We start from the raw sequence: 19428 nt of genomic DNA, 5'->3' as shown, positions 1-19428 counted from the left end.
CCGTTCCTGCTGGTTTTCCTGTCAATCTTGCCAGATTCGTGCATCATTGGCGTTTTCAGAGCGGATTGCGCCTTGTCATGGATCGCAGCAGCATAGTCAAAGTCATCGCTTTGATGGTTACCGGATTTGGCATCGGTATTGATTTTACCGGCGCCCTGATGCTGGTGCCTGCGATCGAAAGCAGCTTTGACGCCGATATTACCAGCACCCAATGGGTTCTGAACATCTATGCCTTGTTTTTCGCCATGACCATGGTCGCAGGCGGGCGGCTTGGCGACATGTATGGCCACCGCCGAATGATGCTTTTTGGCCTGTCGATCTTTCTGTTTTCCTCAGTCATGTGCTTTGTTTCGCCCAGTCTTGATTTTCTTGTCATTGCGCGTGCTTTGCAAGGCATCGGCGCGGGTTGTGTATGGCCCTGCACGCTGGCCTTCGGGGCAACCAAAGTATCAAAGCCAGAACATCGAGCCTTGGTGATGGGGCTAATTCTGGCAGGTGTGACCACCGGCAATGTGTTTGGTCCGATGATCAGCGGATTGGCCGTGAACCTGGGAGAGTGGCGCTACTTTTTCCTTGCCAATGTGGTCTTTTCTTGCATTTCGATGGCCACCGCGCTGATCCTGATGGAGCGCGAAACACAGCACAAACCGGATGAACACCTCGACCTAGCCGGAATGGGTGTGTTGTCCTTTGCCGTTTTGCTGCTGCTTTACGGTTTGGATGTGGGCGCGGACTGGGGATGGACATCCGTTCCGTTGTTGATGCTGTTTTTCATCAGTGCTGCGCTTTTCATTCTGTTCCCCAAAGTCGAAAAACGCGTGACAGAGCCGCTGCTTTTGCCGCAGATGATGCAAAACCGCGAGTTTCGCATCACCCTTGGCCTGAACATGTTCAACGTGTCCGCGGCATTTGTGGGGCTGCTGTATTTTCCCCAATACATGCAAAAGGTGCTGGGCTGGTCGACGTTTGAATCGGCACTGGGCTTGGCGCCGCTGACCGTGTTGCTTGCCGTGGGATCAATTGTTTCGGGCACGCTTTACAATGATTTCGGCCCCAAGCGGCTGCTGTTTTGGGGATATGTGATCGCAACGATCGGCGCTGCGACCATTGTCGTGCTGCCCAGTGATCTGGGGTACTTTCGCATCCTGCCCGGCATGGCGATGATCGGGCTGGGCGCAACTTTGACGGTTGGGCCGTCAGGCACTGCTGCAATGTGCGCCGTAAAGCCAGAACGGGCTGGTCTGGTTGGCGGCCTGAGCTTCATGACCCACCTGGTTTACGGCGCAATCTCTGTCGCCTGTGCCACGGCCATCATGTACGTCGTCAGCCTGTCTGAGCTTCGCCAGTATGTGGCCGCTTCGGGCATCAAGTTGACCGAAGCAGAGCTTCGCACGATCAACGGCGGAACACTTGATACGCCGTCCGCCCATGCGGTTATCAGCCGGTTGTCATCCAGCGAAGCAGAGACGGTTCAACGGGCATTGTCGGCGGCGTTTGACAGCGGGATGAGTATGGCTTTCGTCTTTTCGGCCTTGTCCGTCTCGGTCGGTCTCGTTCTGGCGCTGCTTCTCGACGAAAAAAAACTGCACCGGATCGAAAGCTGAAGCCGGGAGCCAAGGGCTGCGACATCCGCAGCCCTTACCGTTTTACTGTGACGGCCCGTTGGGGTTGAAGGCCGACAGCCCCTTCAGGATATCGATGGCATAGGCCAGCTGGTAATCCTCTTCCCTCAGCTCTGCGGTTGCCTCGGCCTTGGCGCGATCTTCTTCGATCTGGCGGATCTCATCTTCGCTCAGACTGTCATTGTTGAGGCTACCGCGCAGATCGGCCTCGGAGCGCGAACGGGCGTTGGTTTCTTCCTCTTCCGGTTCTGGCGCCGGACGGGGTTGTTCCACGATAATATCAGGGCTGACACCCAGAGCCTGAATCGACCGCCCCGATGGGGTGTAATACCGGGACGTGGTCAGGCGCATCGCACCATCACCCCGAAGCGGCATCACCGTCTGAACCGACCCTTTGCCGAAGCTTTTGGTGCCGACTACGATGGCCCGGCGATGATCCTGAAGCGCGCCCGCGACGATTTCAGATGCCGAGGCCGAACCACCATTGATCAACACGACAATGGGTTTGCCTTCCGCCAGATCGCCGGGGGTGGCATTGAAACGCTCACCCTCTTCCGGGTCCCGTCCACGGGTCGAGACGATTTCCCCTTCGTTCAGGAACGCATCCGAAACTTTGATGGCCTGTGTTAACAGACCGCCCGGGTTGTTGCGCAGGTCCAGTACGACACCATTGACCTTGTCGATGCCACCAGCTTCTTCGATCTGTTCCTTCAACCCTTCCTGTAGGTTGGGGAAAGTCTGATCATTAAAGGTCGTTACCCGCAGGACGACACTTGTGCCTTCGGTGCGGGCGCGAACGGCGGTCAGCTTGATCGTGTCACGGATAATGGTGACATCGAAGGGATCAGGTTCGCCTTCGCGCACGACGGTAATAACGATCTCGGAGCCGACCGGACCCCGCATCAGATCCACCGCCTTGTCCAGTGTCAGGCCCAGAATGCTTTCGCCATCCACATGTGTGATGAAATCTCCGGCTTCGATCCCAGCCTCGTCAGCGGGTGTGTCGTCGATGGGAGACACGACTTTGACAAAACCGTCTTCCTGCGTGACCTCAATACCCAGTCCACCGAACTCGCCCCGGGTCTGCACGCGCATCTGTTCCGCATCATCGGGCGAAAGATAACTGGAATGCGGATCAAGCGAGGTCAACATACCATCGATTGCCGCCTCGATAAGTTCTTCGGGTTCGACCTCTTCGACATATTGCGCACGGATGCGTTCGAAAATGTCACCAAACAGGTCAAGCTGTTCATAGACGCTGGCCTTGTTCACAGCCTCCTGCGCCAGCAGGGGACCTGCGATCTGTGTTGTCGCAAGAATGCCTGCCACAGTTCCGGCCAAACCGGCCATCACAAATTTCTTCATACTCGTTTATCCATCCTTGTCGGTCCGAAACCAAGTTTCCGGGTCCACCGGGGTGTTGTCTTCTCTTACCTCTATATAGAGCGTTTCTGGGCGATCAGTTCCAGTGCCATCACCGCTTGTTGACAATATTGCGCCGATTTCCGGCGTTTCACCCGGCATCAGGCCAACCGGAGTGCCTTTGGGGATCACCTGCCCGGGTTGACCATAGACCTCTTGCAAGCCCGAAAACACGAACAACAGGCCCGGTTGCGGCTCCAGAATGACAAGGTTTCCCAAATCCAGCAATGGCCCGCGATAGCGGATCGTGGCCGCAGTGGGGGATGTTACAAGCGCACGGGAACGGGTGCCGATGACCAGACCAGCGCGGGCGACCCCTGCAGCGTCCGGTTCACCGGCCTTGTGCAGCAGGATGCCCTGCACCGGCAAGGGAATCTGTCCTTTCTGATCCAAGATGCTTGCGTCAGTTTCAATGATCTCGCCTTCTGAAATCTCTGACAGACCGCTTGCAAAGCCATCCAGAGTCTCGGTCGAAGAAATCAGAATGGCCGTGCGCACCGGGTCTTCGACAAACCGACGCGGCAAATCAGTGCGGTCGGCAATCGCTTCGCTCAATCGCGTGCGGGCATCCTGCACACCGCGCAGCCCTTCGGTCAAAGTTTCCGAGGCGCTTTGTTGCAGCAGACGCAGGGTCTGAACCTCTTGCAGGTCCTCTGCCAGCGCTTGCGCTTTTGCATTGAGCCCAGGCGTCACCTCGGACAGCATCATTCCGGCCCGCGCCGCGCCCAATGGGCCTGACGGGTGCAGCATCAGCACTGGCGGCGCGGTCGTTTCGATGGTCTGCAAGATGCCAAGCAACTGCCTGACGTCCTTTTCACGCGCGCTCAATTGCGCGCTCAGTTGCGCTTCGCGTGTTGCAGCCTTGCGCAGACCGGTCCGCATCGCGCTCAGCCCGGCCTCATAGGCTTGTATCGTTTCGGTCAGCGCCCGCACCCGATCCCTTGCGCCGTCTGCTTCGCTCAGCGAGATCGACGCCTGTTCCAGCATCCTTGCCGCATCCAGCGCCGCCCGAGAAGCGTCGGTCTGGGCAAAGGCCTGACAAGCTGAAAGCAGCACAATCGCTAGGGCGGTCAGCCTCATGACAGCAGGCTTTCTCCGGTCATTTCCGGCGGTTTGGGCAGGTTCATCAAATCAAGCAGGGTCGGCGCCAGATCAGATAACCGCCCCTGACGCACCTGCGCGCCCTCTGGCCCTCCGACCAAAGCTATGGGCACCGGGTTCAGCGTGTGCGCCGTATGCGGACCGCCGGTTTCCGGATCAACCATCACTTCACAGTTACCGTGATCGGCGGTGACGATCATTGCGCCGCCTGCTTTTTCCAAGGCAGCAACGACCTGAGCCAATCCTGCATCAACGGCTTCGCATGCCTTAATCGCAGCTTGAAGGTCGCCGGTATGCCCGACCATATCAGGGTTGGCGTAATTGGTTACGATCAGGTCGTAACCTTGTTCGATCGCCTCGACAAACTTGGCTGTGACCTCGGCCGAGGACATCTCGGGTTGCAAATCATAGGTCGCAACCTTGGGTGATTTGGGCATATAGCGATCTTCACCTTTTTCAGGTGTCTCCTTGCCCCCGTTCAGGAAAAAAGTGACATGGGGGTATTTTTCGGTTTCAGCCAGCCGGAACTGACGCAACCCCTGCTTGGCGACCCATTCCCCGAGCGTGTTCACAATCGCCCGTTTCGGAAAAACCGCGGTCATATATGCGTTGTGACCGTCCGAATACTCTACCATGCCCAGCAGCGCCGACAGTTTCGGCCGCGGCCCGGTTTCGAACTCGGCAAAGCCCGGTTCACCAATCGCGCGCAGGATTTCGCGAGCACGATCTGCGCGGAAATTTAGACAGAAAAAGCCATCGCCGTCGGTGACGCCCTTGTAACCTTGCAACACGGTCGGCGTAATGAATTCGTCAGATTCAGACTGGTTGTAGGCATGGTCCACGGCATCAAGTGCGGTGCTGGCCGCCCTGCCCTTGCCGTTGATCATCGCGTCATAAGCTTCTGCGATCCGTTCCCAGCGATTGTCGCGATCCATGGCGAAATAGCGACCGCTTACCGTGACGACACGTGCCCCCTCGGGCAGCCCTTCTTCCAACTGGGAAAAATAGGTCAGCGCAGATTTTGGGGCCACGTCGCGCCCATCCGTGACCGCATGAAGGGCGACCGGAACTCCGGCATCCGTAATGGCCTTGGTTGCCGCGATGATGTGATTCAGGTGCCCGTGAACACCACCATCCGAAACCAACCCCATGAGATGAGCCGTACCCCCTGAGGATTTGACCTTGGAAATGAATGCCTGCAATGCCTTATTGTCAAAGAACGAACCGTCTTCGATGGCCAGGTCGATCTGACCCAGATCCATGGCCACAACGCGGCCCGCACCTATGTTTGTATGACCGACTTCGGAATTACCCATCTGCCCACTGGGCAGACCTACGTCCGGGCCATGCGTTGTCAGCGTGGCGTGCGGGCATTTGGCCATGATCGCGTCAAAGGTCGGCGTGTTCGCCAGATAGGGCGCATTCGCCTGTGTGTCGTCTGACACGCCCCACCCATCAAGAATGCACAGAACAACGGGTTTGGGGGTTGGCATTGAAAATCTCCGATTACTGCTCTTGGGTCTTCTTCTAGCGTCTGGCCGGCAAGGGGTGAACCATCTTTGCGGCAATTTACGCAGAATTAATCAAATGGCCTTGCGGCTTCGGTCCATCGCTGGAAGGCAGCGGTCCCCTGCATTTTTCGACGCAAAGCCAACATGGTTTTATCGGGGAAAACCCGGACGAGACTAGTCTTTGAGGTAACTCGTGTATGGCTTCGCCTTGCGGTTGCGATACTTGACCGTCAGTTCCAGCGGCGTGTCGTTTTCGTCGTAGATGCCGATCATGATGCCCGTGCCCCCGCTTCGGGTCCGCATATCGATCAACTGCTGTTCGGACCGGGTGGTGCGCTGTGACGGGCGCCGCGCCCAGGCAAACAGGTGATCGTACATTTGCGCGATGACAACCGAATGATCTGCGCTGTCACCCAGATCCACCAGTTCATCGGGGTCGTTTTCCAGATCGAACAGGATCGGCCTGTACCCGCCCTCGCAATGGATGAGCTTCCACTTTTCATTCGCGACCATGAACATCACCGCATCTCGAACCGATGCATTCAGTCGCTGCGCGATGGGGGACGCGGAATAGTCATACTCGCAAATCGCGACCTGTCGGGGCGTTTTGTCGGACTGACCATGCAGGATCGGCAGCAAAGAATGCCCCTCGAGAATATGCCCGGCTTTTTCGCCGCCTGCCAATTCCAGAAACGTCGGCGCCAGATCGATCGACTCGACCAGCGCGTCGCAGGTGGTGCCGCGCGTGACGTCCGCTTCGGGTGACGGGTCATAAATGATCAGCGGCATTTTGGTGGAGGCATCGTGGAAGAAAGTCTTCTCACCCATCCAGTGGTCGCCCAGAAAATCACCGTGATCCGAGGTCAGCACGATCATCGTGTCGTCCATCCGCCCGGTTTTCTCCATCCAGTCGAACAGACGACCCATCTGGTCATCCGCTTGTTTGATCAGCCCCATGTAAGCCGGGATCACCGCCTCGCGGACATCCTCGCGCGAAAAAGCCTGCCCGACCTTGGTGTCCATGAAGGCCTTCAGGACGGGATGGGCATTCTTTCGCTCAGCTTCCGAGCGGACCACGGGCACGACATGTTCGGGCCCGTACATCGAAGCGTAAGGTTCCGGCACGATGTAAGGCCAGTGAGGCTTGATGAAGCTGAGGTGACAGCACCACGGTCCGTCATGGCTGTCCATGAACTCGATTCCACGGGTGGTCAGATATGGTGTTTCACTGTCCTCTTCCGCGATATTTGCAGGTTCGGATGAATTTTTCAGGAACCACCCTGACAGCACGTTGCCATCGGCATCCAGACCGGAATTGGCAAAATCATGCCACGGATTGTCGCTCTCGTATCCCTTGTCTGCAAGGTAATGGTTGTATTTCTTTGCTCCGTCCGGGTCATAGAATCCGTCCGGACCCTCTGCACGCAACCCATCATCGCGTTCGAACACGTCAAACCCGCATTCCGCGACGCGGGCCCCGATGATGCTGTCGGGCTCCAGCCCAAGACGGGCCATCCCCTCGGCATCGGCGGCCATATGGGTCTTGCCGACCAGCCAGCAATCCATTCCCGCCTTGCGCAGGTGGTCGCCCAACGTGATCTCACCCACTTTGAGGGGAATGTTGTTCCATGAGGCCCCATGGGAATGCACATAGCGCCCGGTATAGGTCGACATGCGGGAACTGCCGCAAATCGGCGATTGGATATAGGCCCGGTCAAAGCGGACACCGCGCGCGGCCAGACGATCGATATTCGGAGTATGCAGATGTGGGTGCCCGTAACAGCTCAGATAATCCCAGCGCAGCTGGTCGAACATGATGAACAGGATATTCTTTGCCTTGGCCAACGCGGTGCCTCCCCGAAAGTCATGAGGACCTAGTTAGCCACTTCCGTTCGCAGAGCGAAGCAAAACTTGCTTCAGGCCTGATGTTCCATCTGTTCCAGCATCTTCCTGGCACGTTTGCACTGCAACTGATCGCGCAGCGGGCTGTCCGGGTCGACATCCTTTTGACACACAACGCATTTATCGGCACCCGAGATCGCATTCAGGCCACCGCAGCTGCCTTTGATGGTCTTGCCCATCAGCATGACACCCAATGACATACCGACCATGACAAGCGCCAAAAGAATAAAGGCCAGAATAAAAGTGCTCATCTCGGTTCCTGCCTGTCAGTTGGTTCCCAAAGCGTCTTTGAACGCGGTACTGTGCGAAGTAATATACGCATCTTCGCCGCCTGTCACATCCCGCGAAATGAAGTACACGGCAAGTTTATACTTTTCCGCAATGTCCATTCCCTTCTCCTGACCCAAAGCCAGCATGGCCGTTGCCCAGGCATCCGCCAACATTGCGTTTTCCGCCAGGACCGTGACAGAGGTCGTGCGATGTGTGATCGGGCGTCCCGTGGTCGGATCGATGATATGCGAATAACGCACGCCGTCCTGTTCGAAGAAATTCTTGTAATCGCCCGAGCTGGCCATGCCGCGATCATCCAGGGAAACGATCAATTGAATGCCCTGAGCGCCCGTTTCAGGCTTTTCGATGCCAATGCGCCAGGCTTCGCCCTGCTCATTCTTGCCTTTGGCAACAAGATCACCGCCGATCTCGACAAGGTAATCGTCGATACCGGCATACTGCAAAGCGCCGGCAATCGCATCGATGCCATAGCCCTTCGCAATCGCCGACAGGTTGATGCCCACCTGCGGATCAGCCTTCGACAGCGTGCCGGCTGCGGTGTCGAGCGTCAGCAAACGGGCTTGCCCGACGCCGCTCAACGCGGCCTCAATTTCGGCATCCGAGGGCACCGGATCCTCGGGCTTGCGTGGGCCAAAGCCCCAAAGTTCGATCAGCGGGCCCAGAGTTACATCAAAAGTCCCACCGGTTTTTTCGTGCACGTCATTGGCGGCCGAAAGGACCAATGCGAGTTCGTCCGAGACCGGAACGGGGGCTGTGCTGGTTGACGCTGAAAAAACGGACACCTCGGATTCTGGATCCCAGTTGGACATTTTGGCGTTCACCTCGGCCAGCGTCTCTTCGACGGCCGCGGCCAATGCGGCCTCATCAAGATCTTCGCCGATCGCGGTTATGTTGAAGGTCGTGCCCATTGTTTCGCCCGACAGACGAACCACCTCGGGTTCTTTGTCGAACAAACAGCCGGAAAGAAGGGTGGCAACGGCCAGTAAAGGCATAAGACGCATCGGGCGATCTCCGGGAAATTCTGTGCCCGGCATATGCCAGTGGCCCCCGCCAGAGTCAAACTGCGATCACATCTTCAGCGGCAGGAAACCCAGCACCAAAAGGCCGACCCCCGCCGGCACGCCGAACAACCACGCACGTTTTTGCCAACCGGGCGGCTGTTGCTTCCACGCCATGCGGAAATTGTGGCCACAAACAACAACGGTAAAGAAGATCAATGCCGCTAGGGGTGGCGTAAGATAGAGTTCACTCAATGGCTTGAACGTCCTTTCCGGGCCCGCGTTTTTGCCGATCGGCGCAATTGCACCCTATACAGGTCGTTTAGCTGCGCTAAGGTAAAAGGGAAAGACTTTGCAAGAACCACAAGGAGATTGCCCATGGCTCCAACCTCTTACCAGTCGCCTTCGCGTGGCGACAAGGCTGACAAGACGACGTACAGCCAGTCTGCGGAATCGAACCTGTCGCATTCGCAGACAACCGTGGCCAAGCTGCTTGAAGGTAAAGGGGACGCGGTGTTTTCGGTGCGGCCAAATGACACCATCCATTCTGTGGTCAACACGCTGAAGGAAAAGCGGATCGGTGCAGTTCTAGTGACGGATCAGAACGGGGCATTGCAGGGGATTTTGTCAGAACGCGACATCGTTCGGCGCATGGCAGACACACCCGGCCAGACCCTTCCGCAATCGGTCGAAGATCTCATGACCAGGGATGTTAAGACCTGCACACCGGACGATCTGCTGAATGAAGTTCTGAAAACAATGACCGAGGGTCGTTTTCGCCATATGCCGGTGCTGCGCGACGGTCACTTGTGCGGCGTCATCACGATCGGAGACGTTGTCCACTTCCGCCTTAAAGAGCTGGAATATGAAGCGCTTCGCATGAAGCAAATGATCGTCGGTTAACGGCCCACTGTTCACACGGTCGAGGTGAACCGAACACTTCCGGCGTTGATCTCGGCGGCTGTCAACCGACCCGAAGCGAAAGCGCCCGTGTCAAGCGACACCACCCGGTTCCTGACCCGGGGGAGGTCCACGATGGTGTGGCCATGCACCACCCATTGACCATCACTGCGGGCCAGCCTGGGAAACATGGGATGTCCCCAGAGGCAAATCTGGCGATCCTGGGCCTCAGCCGGATGTCGGGGGTCCAGCGCCGCATGAACGAAAGTGACGTTGCCAGTGGTCCAGGTCAAAGGCCGGTCGGCAAGCCAGTTGATTAGGCTTTCCCCCATCTTAAGGCGAAGATCATCCGCCAGTTTTCGAATCTGCTGGTTGTTGTCGATATCCCCGGGCGGTTTCAACCCGAAAGACGCCAGTGTATGTACACCCCCATTTTGAAACCAAAGCCGGGCGTTGCGTTCCGGCGCCTCCAGGAATTGCAACAGAAACTCTTCGTGGTTTCCAAGAAGACATTGAACGCGTCCTCCTGACGTCTCGCTCAGGTGAAACAGGTGGCGCAGCACCTGCGCGCTGTATGGCCCCCGATCAATGTAATCTCCGACAAAGACCAGCAAGCTCTGATCGTCCAGTCGGGGCAACAACGCCTGCAACAAGTCCAGACGACCGTGAATATCGCCCACGGCCGTCACTTTCTCGGCCGGAGCGATGTCGCAAGACACTGCATTCATTGTCCGCCCCGCCCTGCGGTCGAACCACCGTCTGATCCAGTTCGTAATCATACATGTTGATCCCTATCCTTCTCGCCCATTGGCGGCAATGAGCATCTGATTGAATCAGCAAAGAGTTGACCAATGACGTCTGGATGTTCGATATGACCTTCAGCGCAGTTCAAAATGTTTGACCCGGCATCAGGGGCAGAACCTTTTGTTCGGCGATGATAGTGCAGGGCGTTTTGAGGGTTCTATGAAACGGGTTTTGATTACGGGCTCTGCGGGGTTCATCGGGTTCCATCTGGCGAAGCTGCTGTTAGAGGAGGGGTTCCGCGTGCATGGATACGACGGGATGACGGATTACTATGATGTGGTCCTGAAACAGCGTCGGCATCAAATTCTGCTTCAGACACCCGGGTTCACGGCAACCGAGGATCGGTTGGAAAATTTTGATCGGTTGATGCAGGTCGCCGAAGAATTTCAGCCGGAAGTCATTGTTCATCTGGCGGCTCAGGCCGGTGTGAGACACAGTTTGGACCATCCCCGCAGCTATGTTGAATCGAATGTCGTTGGAACATTCAACGTGATGGAAATTGCACGGCAACATAAGGTGGATCATCTTTTGATGGCATCGACCTCTTCCATTTACGGTGCCAACGAAGACATGCCGTTTACCGAGACGGAAAAAGCCGACACCCAACTGACCATCTATTCCGCGACAAAGAAGGCGAATGAGGCGATGGGGCATTCCTATGCGCATCTTTGGGATTTGCCGACGACCATGTTCCGCTTCTTTACCGTCTACGGCACCTGGGGACGGCCGGATCTGGCGTATTTCAAATTTGTCGCCGCCATCCTGGATGGCCGCCCGATCGACATTTACAATCACGGCGACATGCACCGGGATTTCACCCATGTCCAAGACCTTGTACGCGGCATCAGATTGCTGATCGATGTGCCTCCGGTGCGGCCAGCCAGCCGTGAGGGTATCGAGGACGGAGACAGCCTGTCCCCCGTCGCGCCCTACCGCATCGTGAATATCGGCAACGGAGAAAAAGTGCGCCTGATGGATTTCATCGAAGCCATCGAACAGGCCGTGGGGCAGAAGGCGATCAAGAACTTCATGCCGATGCAGATGGGTGATGTTCATGCCACCTGGGCGGACAATCGGCTGCTACAAAGACTGACGAACTATCGTCCCCGGACAGACCTGAAAGACGGCATCACCCAGTTCGTTGCGTGGTACCGAGATTATTACGGAAAATAACGTAGGCCTATCGCCAAATGAAAGAACCGGCGTCTTCAACGCCGGTTCTTTTTTGTTCCTTACCCGCCGAAATCGTCGAGCATGATGTCTTCGCGGTCCACGCCCAGATCCAGCAGCATGTTGATGACCGACTGGTTCATGATTGGCGGACCACACATGTAGTATTCGCAATCCTCAGGCGCTGGGTGGTTCTTGAGGTACTCTTCGAACAATACGTTGTGGATGAAGCCGGTATAGCCTTTCCAATTGTCCTCGGGCTGCGCGTCCGACAAGGCCACGTGCCATTCGAAATTGTCGAATTCTTCAGCCAGACTGTCGAAGTCTTCGACAAAGAACATCTCTTTCTTCGACCGCGCACCGTACCAGAAGCTGATCTTGCGGTTGCGGTTCTGAAGACGCTTGAGCTGATCAAAGATATGGCTGCGCATTGGTGCCATACCGGCGCCGCCGCCAATAAAGACCATCTCTTTGTCAGTTTCACGGGCAAAGAATTCGCCGAATGGGCCTGAAATGGTGACCTTGTCACCCGGCTTCAGGTTGAAGATGTAGGACGACATCTGACCCGGCGGAATGCCTTCGGACCCCGGCGGCGGCGAGGCTACGCGGACGTTCAGCATGATCATGCCTTTTTCGTCCGGGTAGTTGGCCATCGAATAGGCGCGCTCGATGGGTTCGGTCACCACCGATTCATATTGCCACAGATTGAAGCGATCCCAATCCTCGCGATATTCCTCTTCAATGTCGAAATCCGTGTATTTCAACTGGTGTGCTGGTGCTTCGATCTGGATGTAGCCACCGGCGCGGAAGTTCACATCCTCGCCCTCGGGCAGGTCCAGGATCAACGCCTTGATGAAGGTCGCTACGTTTTCGTTCGACCGAACGGTACATTCCCATTTCTTGACGCCGAATACTTCCTCCGGAACTTCGATATCCATGTCCTGCTTGACCGCCACCTGGCAAGACAGGCGATCACCACATGACGCTTCACGTTTCGTGATATGGCTTTCTTCGGTCGGCAGGATCGACCCGCCCCCCGAATGCACCCGCACCCGACACTGCGCACAGGTGCCGCCGCCACCGCAGGCCGAAGGGACAAACAGCTTCTCGGCAGCCAGTGTCTGTAGCAGCTTGCCACCTGCCGGAACGGAAATCGTCTTTTCGCCGTTGATCGTAATGTTGACGTTTCCAGTCGATACCAGCTTGGATCGGGCGGCCATGATGATGGCCACCAATGCCAGAACGATTACGGTGAAAAGAGCTACGCCTAAGGTAAAGGTTTCCATCAACGCCCCCTTACAGTTTCACGCCCGAGAAGGACATGAAGGCCATAGCCATCAGACCTGCGGTAATGAAAGTAATGCCCAGACCTTGCAGACCATCGGGAATGTCCGAATATTTCAGCTTTTCCCGTACTCCGGCCATTGCGGTGATTGCCAGTGCCCAGCCAAAACCGGAAGACAAGCCATAAGTCGCCGCCTCGGCAAAGTTATAGTCACGCTCCACCATGAACAGCGACCCGCCAAGGATGGCGCAGTTCACCGTGATCAGTGGCAGAAAGATCCCCAGCGCGTTGTAAAGCGGTGGGAAATACTTGTCCAAAACCATCTCGAGGATCTGCACCATCGCCGCGATCACGCCGATATAGGAAATCAGGCCAAGGAAGGTCAGGTCCACATCCGGGAACCCGGCCCAGGCCAGCGCGCCCGGTTTCAGCAGAAAGTTCAGCAGCAGGTTGTTGGCAGGTACGGTGATGGCCTGCACGACCATGACCGAAATCCCCAGCCCCAGCGCTGTCGAAATCTTCTTTGACACGGCGATGAAAGTGCACATGCCAAGAAAAAAGCTGAGCGCAAGGTTTTCGACAAAGATGGCCTTTACGGCCAGTGAGATCAGACCTTCCATCAGTGGGCCTCTACCTGCTGAATTTTGTATTCACGCTCTTCCACCTGGTTCGGCTTCCATGTGCGGAAGGCCCAGATGATCAGACCGATGATGAAGAACGCCGAGGGCGGTAACAGCAGCATGCCGTTGGGCACGTACCAGCCGCCGTTGTTGACGGTTTCCAGAATCGTGACGCCGAACAGCGACCCCGCGCCAAACAGCTCGCGAATGAAGCCGACCAGCAGCAGGATCAGACCATAGCCCATGCCGTTGCCCATTCCGTCGATGAAGGACGCAACCGGAGGGTTCTTCATCGCAAATGCCTCGGCGCGACCCATCACGATGCAGTTGGTGATGATCAGGCCGACGAAAACCGACAGGGTTTTCGAAATCTCGAAAGCATAGGCTTTCAGGATCTGGTCCACCAGGATCACCAACGACGCGATGATCACCATCTGAACGATGATCCGGATCGAACCGGGGATCTGGTTGCGCAGGCATGAAATGAAGAACGACGAAAACGAGGTCACGAAGATCACCGCCAGCGCCATCACTATCGACACTTGCAGCGATGATGTCACCGCAAGCGCCGAACAGATGCCCAGCACCTGCAATGTGATCGGATTGTTGTCGACAAGCGGGTCGACCAGCATCTCTTTCTTGGTCTGGGACATCAAATCTCTCCTGCTTGAAGTTTGGCCAGGAAGGGACCATAGCCCGCATCGCCCATCCAGAATTTCACAAGGTTGTCGACGCCGACCGAGGTCAGCGTGGCCCCCGCCAACGCATCCACATAGAAATCTGGCCCGGCGGCGGGCTGCGATTTGGCAACGGTGATTTGCAGATCACCTGCTTCGTCGCGCAGCTTTTTCCCGTTCCACAAGGCTTTCCAGCGCGGGTTGTCCACCTCGGCCCCAAGACCCGGAGTTTCACCATGCTGATAGAATTGCAGGCCGTAGATATCGTTGCCGTTGTTTTCAAGCGCGATAAACCCATAGAGCGTCGACCACAGGCCGTATCCGTGCAGAGGCAGGATCACCTTGTCCAGATCACCCGCATCATCGCGCAGCAGATAGATAACACGGTACTTGGATTTGCGGCCGATACCGGCTGGGTCATTGTCCAGCGCGACGCTCAGCTCTGGATCGCTGGCGGCGGCGATGTCGTCAAACGTAGTCGGATCAAACTGATCATCGACGAAGGTGCCTGTGGACAGCTCCAGCACACGTGGTTCGAAGGCGGCAAAAGCCTCTGTTACGTCGATGCCCGGTTCGAACACGCCCGCAACTTGCAGAACGTTTACCTGTTTGTCCTTCAGGCGGTTGGCCTCTTGCACCGGGCGCAGGCTGACTGCGGCCGCAGACACTACCATCGAGGCGACCAGACAGACGGCAACGGCGATGAAGATCGTCTTGCCAACAGAATCCGGCGACGCCGCCAGGAATTTGGCCAATGCGCCCTTGGGTGCCTCGTTTTGATCTGGGGATTGCGTATCAGACATGGCGACGCGCCCTCCGTTTGATGTTGGCTTGCACGACGAAATAATCGATCAGCGGTGCAAAGACGTTGCCGAACAGGATTGCCAGCATCATCCCTTCGGGGAAAGCCGGGTTGATCACGCGGATCATCACGACCATGACTCCGATCAAAGCGCCGTAGATATAACGCCCTACATTGGTGTGGCTGGCCGAAACCGGTTCCGTCACCATAAAGGCCAGCCCGAAAGCGTAACCGCCCAATACGATATGCCAGTACCACGGCATCGCGAACATCGGGTTGGTATCCGATCCGATCAGGTTCAACAGCAGGGTAAAGCCGATGGTGCCCCCCAGACAGCCCACAATCAGGCGGTAGTTGGCGATCCTGGTCATCAGAAGGAAAGCCAGACCGATCATGCAGGCCAGTGTCGATGTTTCGCCAAAGCTGCCCTGAATGGTGCCGAAAAACGCGCTCGACCAGGTGATGCCTTCGGCGGCCAGTGCCTGCACACCTTCGGCCGCAGACACGCCCAATGCAGTTGCGCCCGAGAACCCGTCAACGGGTGTCCAGACCGCATCCCCCGACATCTGCGCCGGATAGGCGAAATACAAAAACGCCCGCCCCACAAGCGCGGGGTTGAGAAAGTTCTTGCCGGTGCCGCCGAACACTTCCTTACCGATCACGACGCCGAAGATGATGCCCAATGCCACCTGCCACAGGGGCGTCGAAGCAGGCATGATCAGCGTGTAAAGCATTGATGTAACAAGGAAGCCTTCGTTCACCTCATGGCCGCGCACGGTGGCAAAGATGACCTCGAAGATACCGCCCGCGACAAGCGTGACGATGTAGATCGGAAGGAAATACATCAGACCATGCATGACGTTGGCAAAGATGCTGGACGGGTCCAGCGAAATCCCGAACATCTGCAACAAAGCAATCCGCCAGCCGGTGGCCGATTCCGGCCCCAGCAAAGCAATCGCCGAGTTCGCCTGATAGCCGGTGTTCCACATCCCCCACAGGATGCAGGGGATCGTCGCGATCACGACATAGGTCATGATCCGCTTCATATCCACATAGGACCGCGCGTGCGGCGCCACTGTGGTCACGGTTTTTGGAGTGTAGATGAAGCTTTCCACCATCTCGTAGATGGGGAAGTACTTTTCGTACTTGCCGCCCTTGGTAAAGTTCGGCTCGATCCTGTCAAAGAAGCTGCGCAAACCCATTCGGCTCAGCCCTCCTTTTCAATTTTGCTCAGGCAGTCGCGAAGCGCCAGCCCGTATTCATATTTTGCCGGACAGGCAAAGCCCACAAGGCCCAGATCCTCTTCGTCCAGCTCCAGCGCACCCAGGGCTTGGGCAGTGTCCGTATCCATTACCAGCAGCGCCCGCAGCAACTGAGTGGGCAGATAGTCCTGCGGCATCAGGTCTTCGAAAACACCTGTGGGCACCATGGCCCGACGCCCGCCGTTCAGGTTGGACGTGAAGGCATACAGCTTCTTGGCGAATGCCGAACCCAATACAGGCTGGACCGCGTATTTCGACGGCATCGGACGAATCCAGCCCAACGGGATTTGATCGGGATCTTCACGGATGATGCTGATCTGGCGCGCGAACCGGCCCAGATAGGCGGTCGGGCCGTCTGCGCGCCGGCCCGACAGGATCGAACCCGAAATGACACGGGGCGTGCCGTCCACATCGACTTCGTCGCGGGTCAGATCGTCAGTTGATGCGCCCATCACGGTACGGATCAAACGCGGTTGACGCGCACCCGGCCCCGTCAGGGCAATCACGACATTCGGATCCAGATGGCCGGTCAGCATCAGGCGGCCAATGGCGATGACATCCTGATACCCGATGGTCCAGACCTGCTTGTCGCCTGCAAGGGGTTCGAGGAAGTGAATATGCGTTCCGGCCAGCCCCGATGGGTGCGGGCCTGCGAAAGATGCAGCTTCGACACCGGCGACATCTGCGCCGGGTATCGTGTCACCCTCTTTTTGGCAAAGATAGGTTTTGCCCTCGGTCAATGTGCTGACTGCCGCCAAACCGGCGGTAAATTCTTCGGCCGCCTCGGCAATGATTGTGGCAGCGTCAGCGGCCAACGGGTCACTGTCCATGGCGGTGACAAAGATCGCATCCGGTTTGGCGCCGGGGTTCGGCATTTTCGAATAGGGACGCGTGCGGAACGACGTCCACAGGCCGGCGGCGCACAGCTTGGCCGTCACGCCTTCGGCGCTGTCGGCATCCCCTATGCCCGAGAAATCAACACCGGCGTCATTGACATCTGTCACTTCGATCACGACGCTTTGCAGCACCCGACGGGCACCACGGTTGATCGCGACGACCCTGCCACTTACCGGTGCGACCATCATCGCGTCAGGCGCGTCCTTGTGACAGAACAGCGGCGCGCCACGTACAACGCTGTCGCCTTCCTGCACCAGCATCTTGGGTTTCAGGCCGATGTAGTCACCGCCCAGGACGCCAACGGTCGAGTATTCCGGGCCCGGGTGAATGGTCTGGTCAGGAGCGCCTTCCACCGGCAGATCCAGCCCCTTTTTCAGTTTGAAAGTTTGCATGTTGCTACGTTCTTCCAAGCCTCTTTTCTGCGCCAGCTCTGCCAACGCCCTTTCGGGGTCATGCAATAGCGCGGTTTTTTTGAACCTCCGTCGCAAAAGCGTCGAAAACGGTCCAAAATCCGCAGGCGTATTTCCGATCAAGGACCCTTTACGCGGGGAAGGTCACAAACGCAAACCTGTTACCGCCAAAACTTGAGGATGAACCACACAATCCTTCGATTGATCGGTCATTTCCTCTGAATCCATGGCGTATAATTGCATATCGCGCCCACCAAGGTTCCAGTGTAAGCAACCGGAATGGAAAAAGACACAGATTTGGAAATCTTTCTGGTTGCCACGCCGGGCCTCGAAGCGCCTCTTGGTGACGAGGCGGAACTCAACGGATTCGCGCAGGTCAGAACTGTACCCGGCGGGGTGACATGCCGGGGTTCATGGCCCGAGGTCTGGCGCGCCAACCTGACACTGCGCGGCGCCAACAAGGTTCTGGTGCGACTGGGCAGTTTCCCCGCCGTGCACCTTGCCCAATTGGACAAACGTGCTCGGAAATTTCCTTGGGGCACCGTTTTGCGTCCTGACGTGCCGGTCAAGGTGGACGCCATCAGCCGCAAATCCAGAATTTATCACGCCGGTGCAGCGCGTCAGAGGATCGAGCGGGCAATATCCGAGACATTGGGCACCTCGATTTCATCCGAGGCAAACCTTCGGGTCTTGCTTCGAATCGAGAAAGACATCTGCACGATCTCGGTCGACAGTTCCGGCGAGCTGTTGCACAAACGCGGTCACAAGGAAGCCATTGCCAAGGCCCCAATGCGCGAAACAATGGCCGCCATGTTCCTGAGAGAGTGTGGCTACTCGGGCGATGAACCCGTACTGGACCCGATGTGCGGATCCGGTACCTTCGTGATCGAGGCCGCCGAGATCGCTCTGGGTCTGCGCCCTGGCCGCTCCCGCAGTTTTGCATTCGAGGACCTGGCGGGCTTTGACCCTGATCAGTGGCAGGAAATGCGGCAGGAAACGAAGACGGCGGAATGCGCGCTTACTTTCTACGGCTCGGATCGCAACTCGGGCGCGGTCGACGCGGCGACTGCCAATGCCGAAAGGGCGCAAGTCGCTGCTGTGACGCAGTTTCAACAGCGTTCCGTCAGTGACATAAAGCCCCCCGAAGGTCCTGCGGGGCTGGTCATTGTGAACCCGCCCTACGGGGCGCGGATTGGTGACGAAAGACGCTTGCGTTCGGTCTATGGTGCGATGGGCAAGACCTTGATGAACCGGTTCCGGGGATGGCGGGTCGGCGTGATCACCAGCGCTCCGGGGCTTGCCCGGGCCACACGTCTGCCTTTGCTGGCGCCAGGACCGGTCGTCGACCATGGTGGAACCAAAATTCGTCTGTACAAAACAGATCGCTTGCCGTGATTGCCTGGGACGCTTCACAACCAATTCATGACGATGGCTGCGCGGGCGAGAGCGGACAAGAAAACCACAGGGTTTCCGTTGCAAAGGGGGGCGATTCCCTTGTCTCTCAACGTGCCTGTGAACCTCTCGACGTCTTGGCACCGGTGCAATCGTGACCTGCCCGGCAAGGGCGAACAAGTTGGCGGAAACTCTTGCTTGCCGATCAACCAGAAGAACGCAGACAAGCAACCGCTCGTTTTTTCGAATCGTGAAGACCTGCTCAAATTACCGGGTTCCGACCTTATCGGTGCGCCGCCCTTTTTTGGTTGTTGCGTTCGAAAGATTCGAGTGATCGAAATACAGAATCCTCTTGCGCATCA

Annotated in this window: 18 protein-coding genes; 4 read left to right on the top strand and 14 right to left on the bottom strand. The window is 57.2% G+C overall.

Translation table 11 applies throughout. The features are described 5' to 3' along the window. Positions 1–77 precede the first annotated feature (77 nt). Positions 78–1604 (top strand): MFS transporter, encoded by a 1527-nt coding sequence (locus tag GS620_RS08045; protein WP_171615102.1) that lies wholly within the window; start codon positions 78–80, stop codon positions 1602–1604. 42 nt (positions 1605–1646) lie between these two features. Here the strand turns inward: GS620_RS08045 and GS620_RS08040 are convergent, their stop codons facing one another. The 7 genes from GS620_RS08040 to GS620_RS08010 all read right to left on the bottom strand — a co-directional run bounded on the left by GS620_RS08040 (position 1647) and on the right by GS620_RS08010 (position 9102). Further along, positions 1647–2987, bottom strand: a complete 1341-nt coding sequence (locus GS620_RS08040; protein ID WP_171119151.1) for a S41 family peptidase — start codon at positions 2985–2987, stop codon at positions 1647–1649. 6 nt (positions 2988–2993) lie between these two features. Further along, positions 2994–4124, bottom strand: coding sequence for a murein hydrolase activator EnvC (locus tag GS620_RS08035; RefSeq protein ID WP_171615100.1), 1131 nt, complete (start codon positions 4122–4124; stop codon positions 2994–2996). Further along, positions 4121–5638, bottom strand: coding sequence for a 2,3-bisphosphoglycerate-independent phosphoglycerate mutase (gene gpmI, locus GS620_RS08030; protein WP_171615098.1), 1518 nt, complete (start codon positions 5636–5638; stop codon positions 4121–4123). The genes GS620_RS08035 and gpmI overlap by 4 nt, the downstream gene beginning before the upstream one ends. 192 nt (positions 5639–5830) lie before the next feature. Continuing rightward, positions 5831–7501 carry a sulfatase-like hydrolase/transferase gene (locus GS620_RS08025; protein ID WP_171331056.1) on the bottom strand — a complete coding sequence of 557 codons (1671 nt, stop codon included), beginning with the start codon at positions 7499–7501 and terminating at the stop codon, positions 5831–5833. 71 nt (positions 7502–7572) lie between these two features. Beyond that, positions 7573–7809, bottom strand: coding sequence for a (Na+)-NQR maturation NqrM (nqrM, locus tag GS620_RS08020; RefSeq protein ID WP_152460192.1), 237 nt, complete (start codon positions 7807–7809; stop codon positions 7573–7575). Positions 7810–7824: 15 nt separating this feature from the next. After that, positions 7825–8850, bottom strand: coding sequence for an FAD:protein FMN transferase (locus GS620_RS08015; protein ID WP_253283827.1), 1026 nt, complete (start codon positions 8848–8850; stop codon positions 7825–7827). A 66-nt stretch (positions 8851–8916) separates the two neighbouring features. Next, complete coding sequence (locus tag GS620_RS08010) at positions 8917–9102, bottom strand: hypothetical protein (protein ID WP_171615094.1); 186 nt, start codon at positions 9100–9102, stop codon at positions 8917–8919. Between the two features lie 123 nt (positions 9103–9225). Here GS620_RS08010 and GS620_RS08005 point away from each other — a divergent pair, with 123 nt between their 5' ends. Continuing rightward, on the top strand, positions 9226–9750 hold the full coding sequence (locus GS620_RS08005) for a CBS domain-containing protein (RefSeq protein WP_171119143.1): 525 nt from the start codon (positions 9226–9228) through the stop codon (positions 9748–9750). Between the two features lie 11 nt (positions 9751–9761). On the opposite strand, the gene GS620_RS08000 is transcribed toward GS620_RS08005, so the two are convergent. Next, the gene (locus tag GS620_RS08000) at positions 9762–10475 is read right to left on the bottom strand and encodes a metallophosphoesterase family protein (protein WP_253283826.1); all 714 of its coding nucleotides are present in this window, start codon (positions 10473–10475) and stop codon (positions 9762–9764) included. A gap of 235 nt (positions 10476–10710) precedes the next feature. Here GS620_RS08000 and GS620_RS07995 point away from each other — a divergent pair, with 235 nt between their 5' ends. Continuing rightward, positions 10711–11724 (top strand): NAD-dependent epimerase/dehydratase family protein, encoded by a 1014-nt coding sequence (locus tag GS620_RS07995; protein ID WP_171119141.1) that lies wholly within the window; start codon positions 10711–10713, stop codon positions 11722–11724. Positions 11725–11783: 59 nt separating this feature from the next. On the opposite strand, the gene nqrF is transcribed toward GS620_RS07995, so the two are convergent. From nqrF to GS620_RS07965, 6 genes are read right to left on the bottom strand one after another with little or no spacing between them, the layout of a single operon-like run. Next, positions 11784–13007, bottom strand: a complete 1224-nt coding sequence (gene nqrF, locus GS620_RS07990) for an NADH:ubiquinone reductase (Na(+)-transporting) subunit F (RefSeq protein ID WP_171169459.1) — start codon at positions 13005–13007, stop codon at positions 11784–11786. 10 nt (positions 13008–13017) lie between these two features. Continuing rightward, positions 13018–13626 (bottom strand): NADH:ubiquinone reductase (Na(+)-transporting) subunit E, encoded by a 609-nt coding sequence (nqrE, locus tag GS620_RS07985; protein WP_171615092.1) that lies wholly within the window; start codon positions 13624–13626, stop codon positions 13018–13020. Continuing rightward, the gene (locus tag GS620_RS07980) at positions 13626–14279 is read right to left on the bottom strand and encodes an NADH:ubiquinone reductase (Na(+)-transporting) subunit D (protein ID WP_171615090.1); all 654 of its coding nucleotides are present in this window, start codon (positions 14277–14279) and stop codon (positions 13626–13628) included. The genes nqrE and GS620_RS07980 overlap by 1 nt, the downstream gene beginning before the upstream one ends. Then, entirely contained in the window at positions 14279–15106 is an 828-nt protein-coding gene (locus tag GS620_RS07975) for a Na(+)-translocating NADH-quinone reductase subunit C (RefSeq protein ID WP_171205060.1), read from the bottom strand. The genes GS620_RS07980 and GS620_RS07975 overlap by 1 nt, the downstream gene beginning before the upstream one ends. Next, positions 15099–16307, bottom strand: a complete 1209-nt coding sequence (locus GS620_RS07970; RefSeq protein ID WP_171205059.1) for an NADH:ubiquinone reductase (Na(+)-transporting) subunit B — start codon at positions 16305–16307, stop codon at positions 15099–15101. Before GS620_RS07970 ends, GS620_RS07975 begins: the two co-directional genes overlap by 8 nt. A 5-nt stretch (positions 16308–16312) precedes the next feature. After that, positions 16313–17656: a Na(+)-translocating NADH-quinone reductase subunit A gene (locus tag GS620_RS07965; protein WP_171615088.1), complete on the bottom strand. Its 1344-nt coding sequence runs from the start codon at positions 17654–17656 to the stop codon at positions 16313–16315. 297 nt (positions 17657–17953) lie between these two features. On the opposite strand from GS620_RS07965, the gene GS620_RS07960 reads away from it, so the two are divergent. Then, positions 17954–19069, top strand: coding sequence for a class I SAM-dependent RNA methyltransferase (locus GS620_RS07960; protein ID WP_171615086.1), 1116 nt, complete (start codon positions 17954–17956; stop codon positions 19067–19069). The last annotated feature ends 359 nt before the right edge of the window (positions 19070–19428 follow it).

Origin of the sequence: Ruegeria sp. HKCCD6428, assembly GCF_013110595.1 — a bacterium.
Lineage (GTDB): Bacteria > Pseudomonadota > Alphaproteobacteria > Rhodobacterales > Rhodobacteraceae > Ruegeria.
This window is presented reverse-complemented; position numbering and strand designations above follow the sequence as displayed.

What these genes read in the sequence shown, in the direction of transcription:
- GS620_RS08040 (WP_171119151.1), bottom strand. Translation starts at nt 2,987, where the DNA reads ATGAAGAAATTTGTGATGGCCGGTTTGGCCGGAACTGTGGCAGGCATT.
- GS620_RS08045 (WP_171615102.1), top strand. Translation starts at nt 78, where the DNA reads ATGGATCGCAGCAGCATAGTCAAAGTCATCGCTTTGATGGTTACCGGA.
- GS620_RS07975 (WP_171205060.1), bottom strand. Translation starts at nt 15,106, where the DNA reads ATGTCTGATACGCAATCCCCAGATCAAAACGAGGCACCCAAGGGCGCA.
- nqrM (WP_152460192.1), bottom strand. Translation starts at nt 7,809, where the DNA reads ATGAGCACTTTTATTCTGGCCTTTATTCTTTTGGCGCTTGTCATGGTC.
- nqrE (WP_171615092.1), bottom strand. Translation starts at nt 13,626, where the DNA reads ATGGAAGGTCTGATCTCACTGGCCGTAAAGGCCATCTTTGTCGAAAAC.
- GS620_RS08035 (WP_171615100.1), bottom strand. Translation starts at nt 4,124, where the DNA reads ATGAGGCTGACCGCCCTAGCGATTGTGCTGCTTTCAGCTTGTCAGGCC.
- GS620_RS08005 (WP_171119143.1), top strand. Translation starts at nt 9,226, where the DNA reads ATGGCTCCAACCTCTTACCAGTCGCCTTCGCGTGGCGACAAGGCTGAC.
- nqrF (WP_171169459.1), bottom strand. Translation starts at nt 13,007, where the DNA reads ATGGAAACCTTTACCTTAGGCGTAGCTCTTTTCACCGTAATCGTTCTG.
- GS620_RS08015 (WP_253283827.1), bottom strand. Translation starts at nt 8,850, where the DNA reads ATGCGTCTTATGCCTTTACTGGCCGTTGCCACCCTTCTTTCCGGCTGT.
- gpmI (WP_171615098.1), bottom strand. Translation starts at nt 5,638, where the DNA reads ATGCCAACCCCCAAACCCGTTGTTCTGTGCATTCTTGATGGGTGGGGC.
- GS620_RS08000 (WP_253283826.1), bottom strand. Translation starts at nt 10,475, where the DNA reads ATGAATGCAGTGTCTTGCGACATCGCTCCGGCCGAGAAAGTGACGGCC.
- GS620_RS07965 (WP_171615088.1), bottom strand. Translation starts at nt 17,656, where the DNA reads ATGCAAACTTTCAAACTGAAAAAGGGGCTGGATCTGCCGGTGGAAGGC.
- GS620_RS07970 (WP_171205059.1), bottom strand. Translation starts at nt 16,307, where the DNA reads ATGGGTTTGCGCAGCTTCTTTGACAGGATCGAGCCGAACTTTACCAAG.
- GS620_RS07980 (WP_171615090.1), bottom strand. Translation starts at nt 14,279, where the DNA reads ATGTCCCAGACCAAGAAAGAGATGCTGGTCGACCCGCTTGTCGACAAC.
- GS620_RS07995 (WP_171119141.1), top strand. Translation starts at nt 10,711, where the DNA reads ATGAAACGGGTTTTGATTACGGGCTCTGCGGGGTTCATCGGGTTCCAT.
- GS620_RS07960 (WP_171615086.1), top strand. Translation starts at nt 17,954, where the DNA reads ATGGAAAAAGACACAGATTTGGAAATCTTTCTGGTTGCCACGCCGGGC.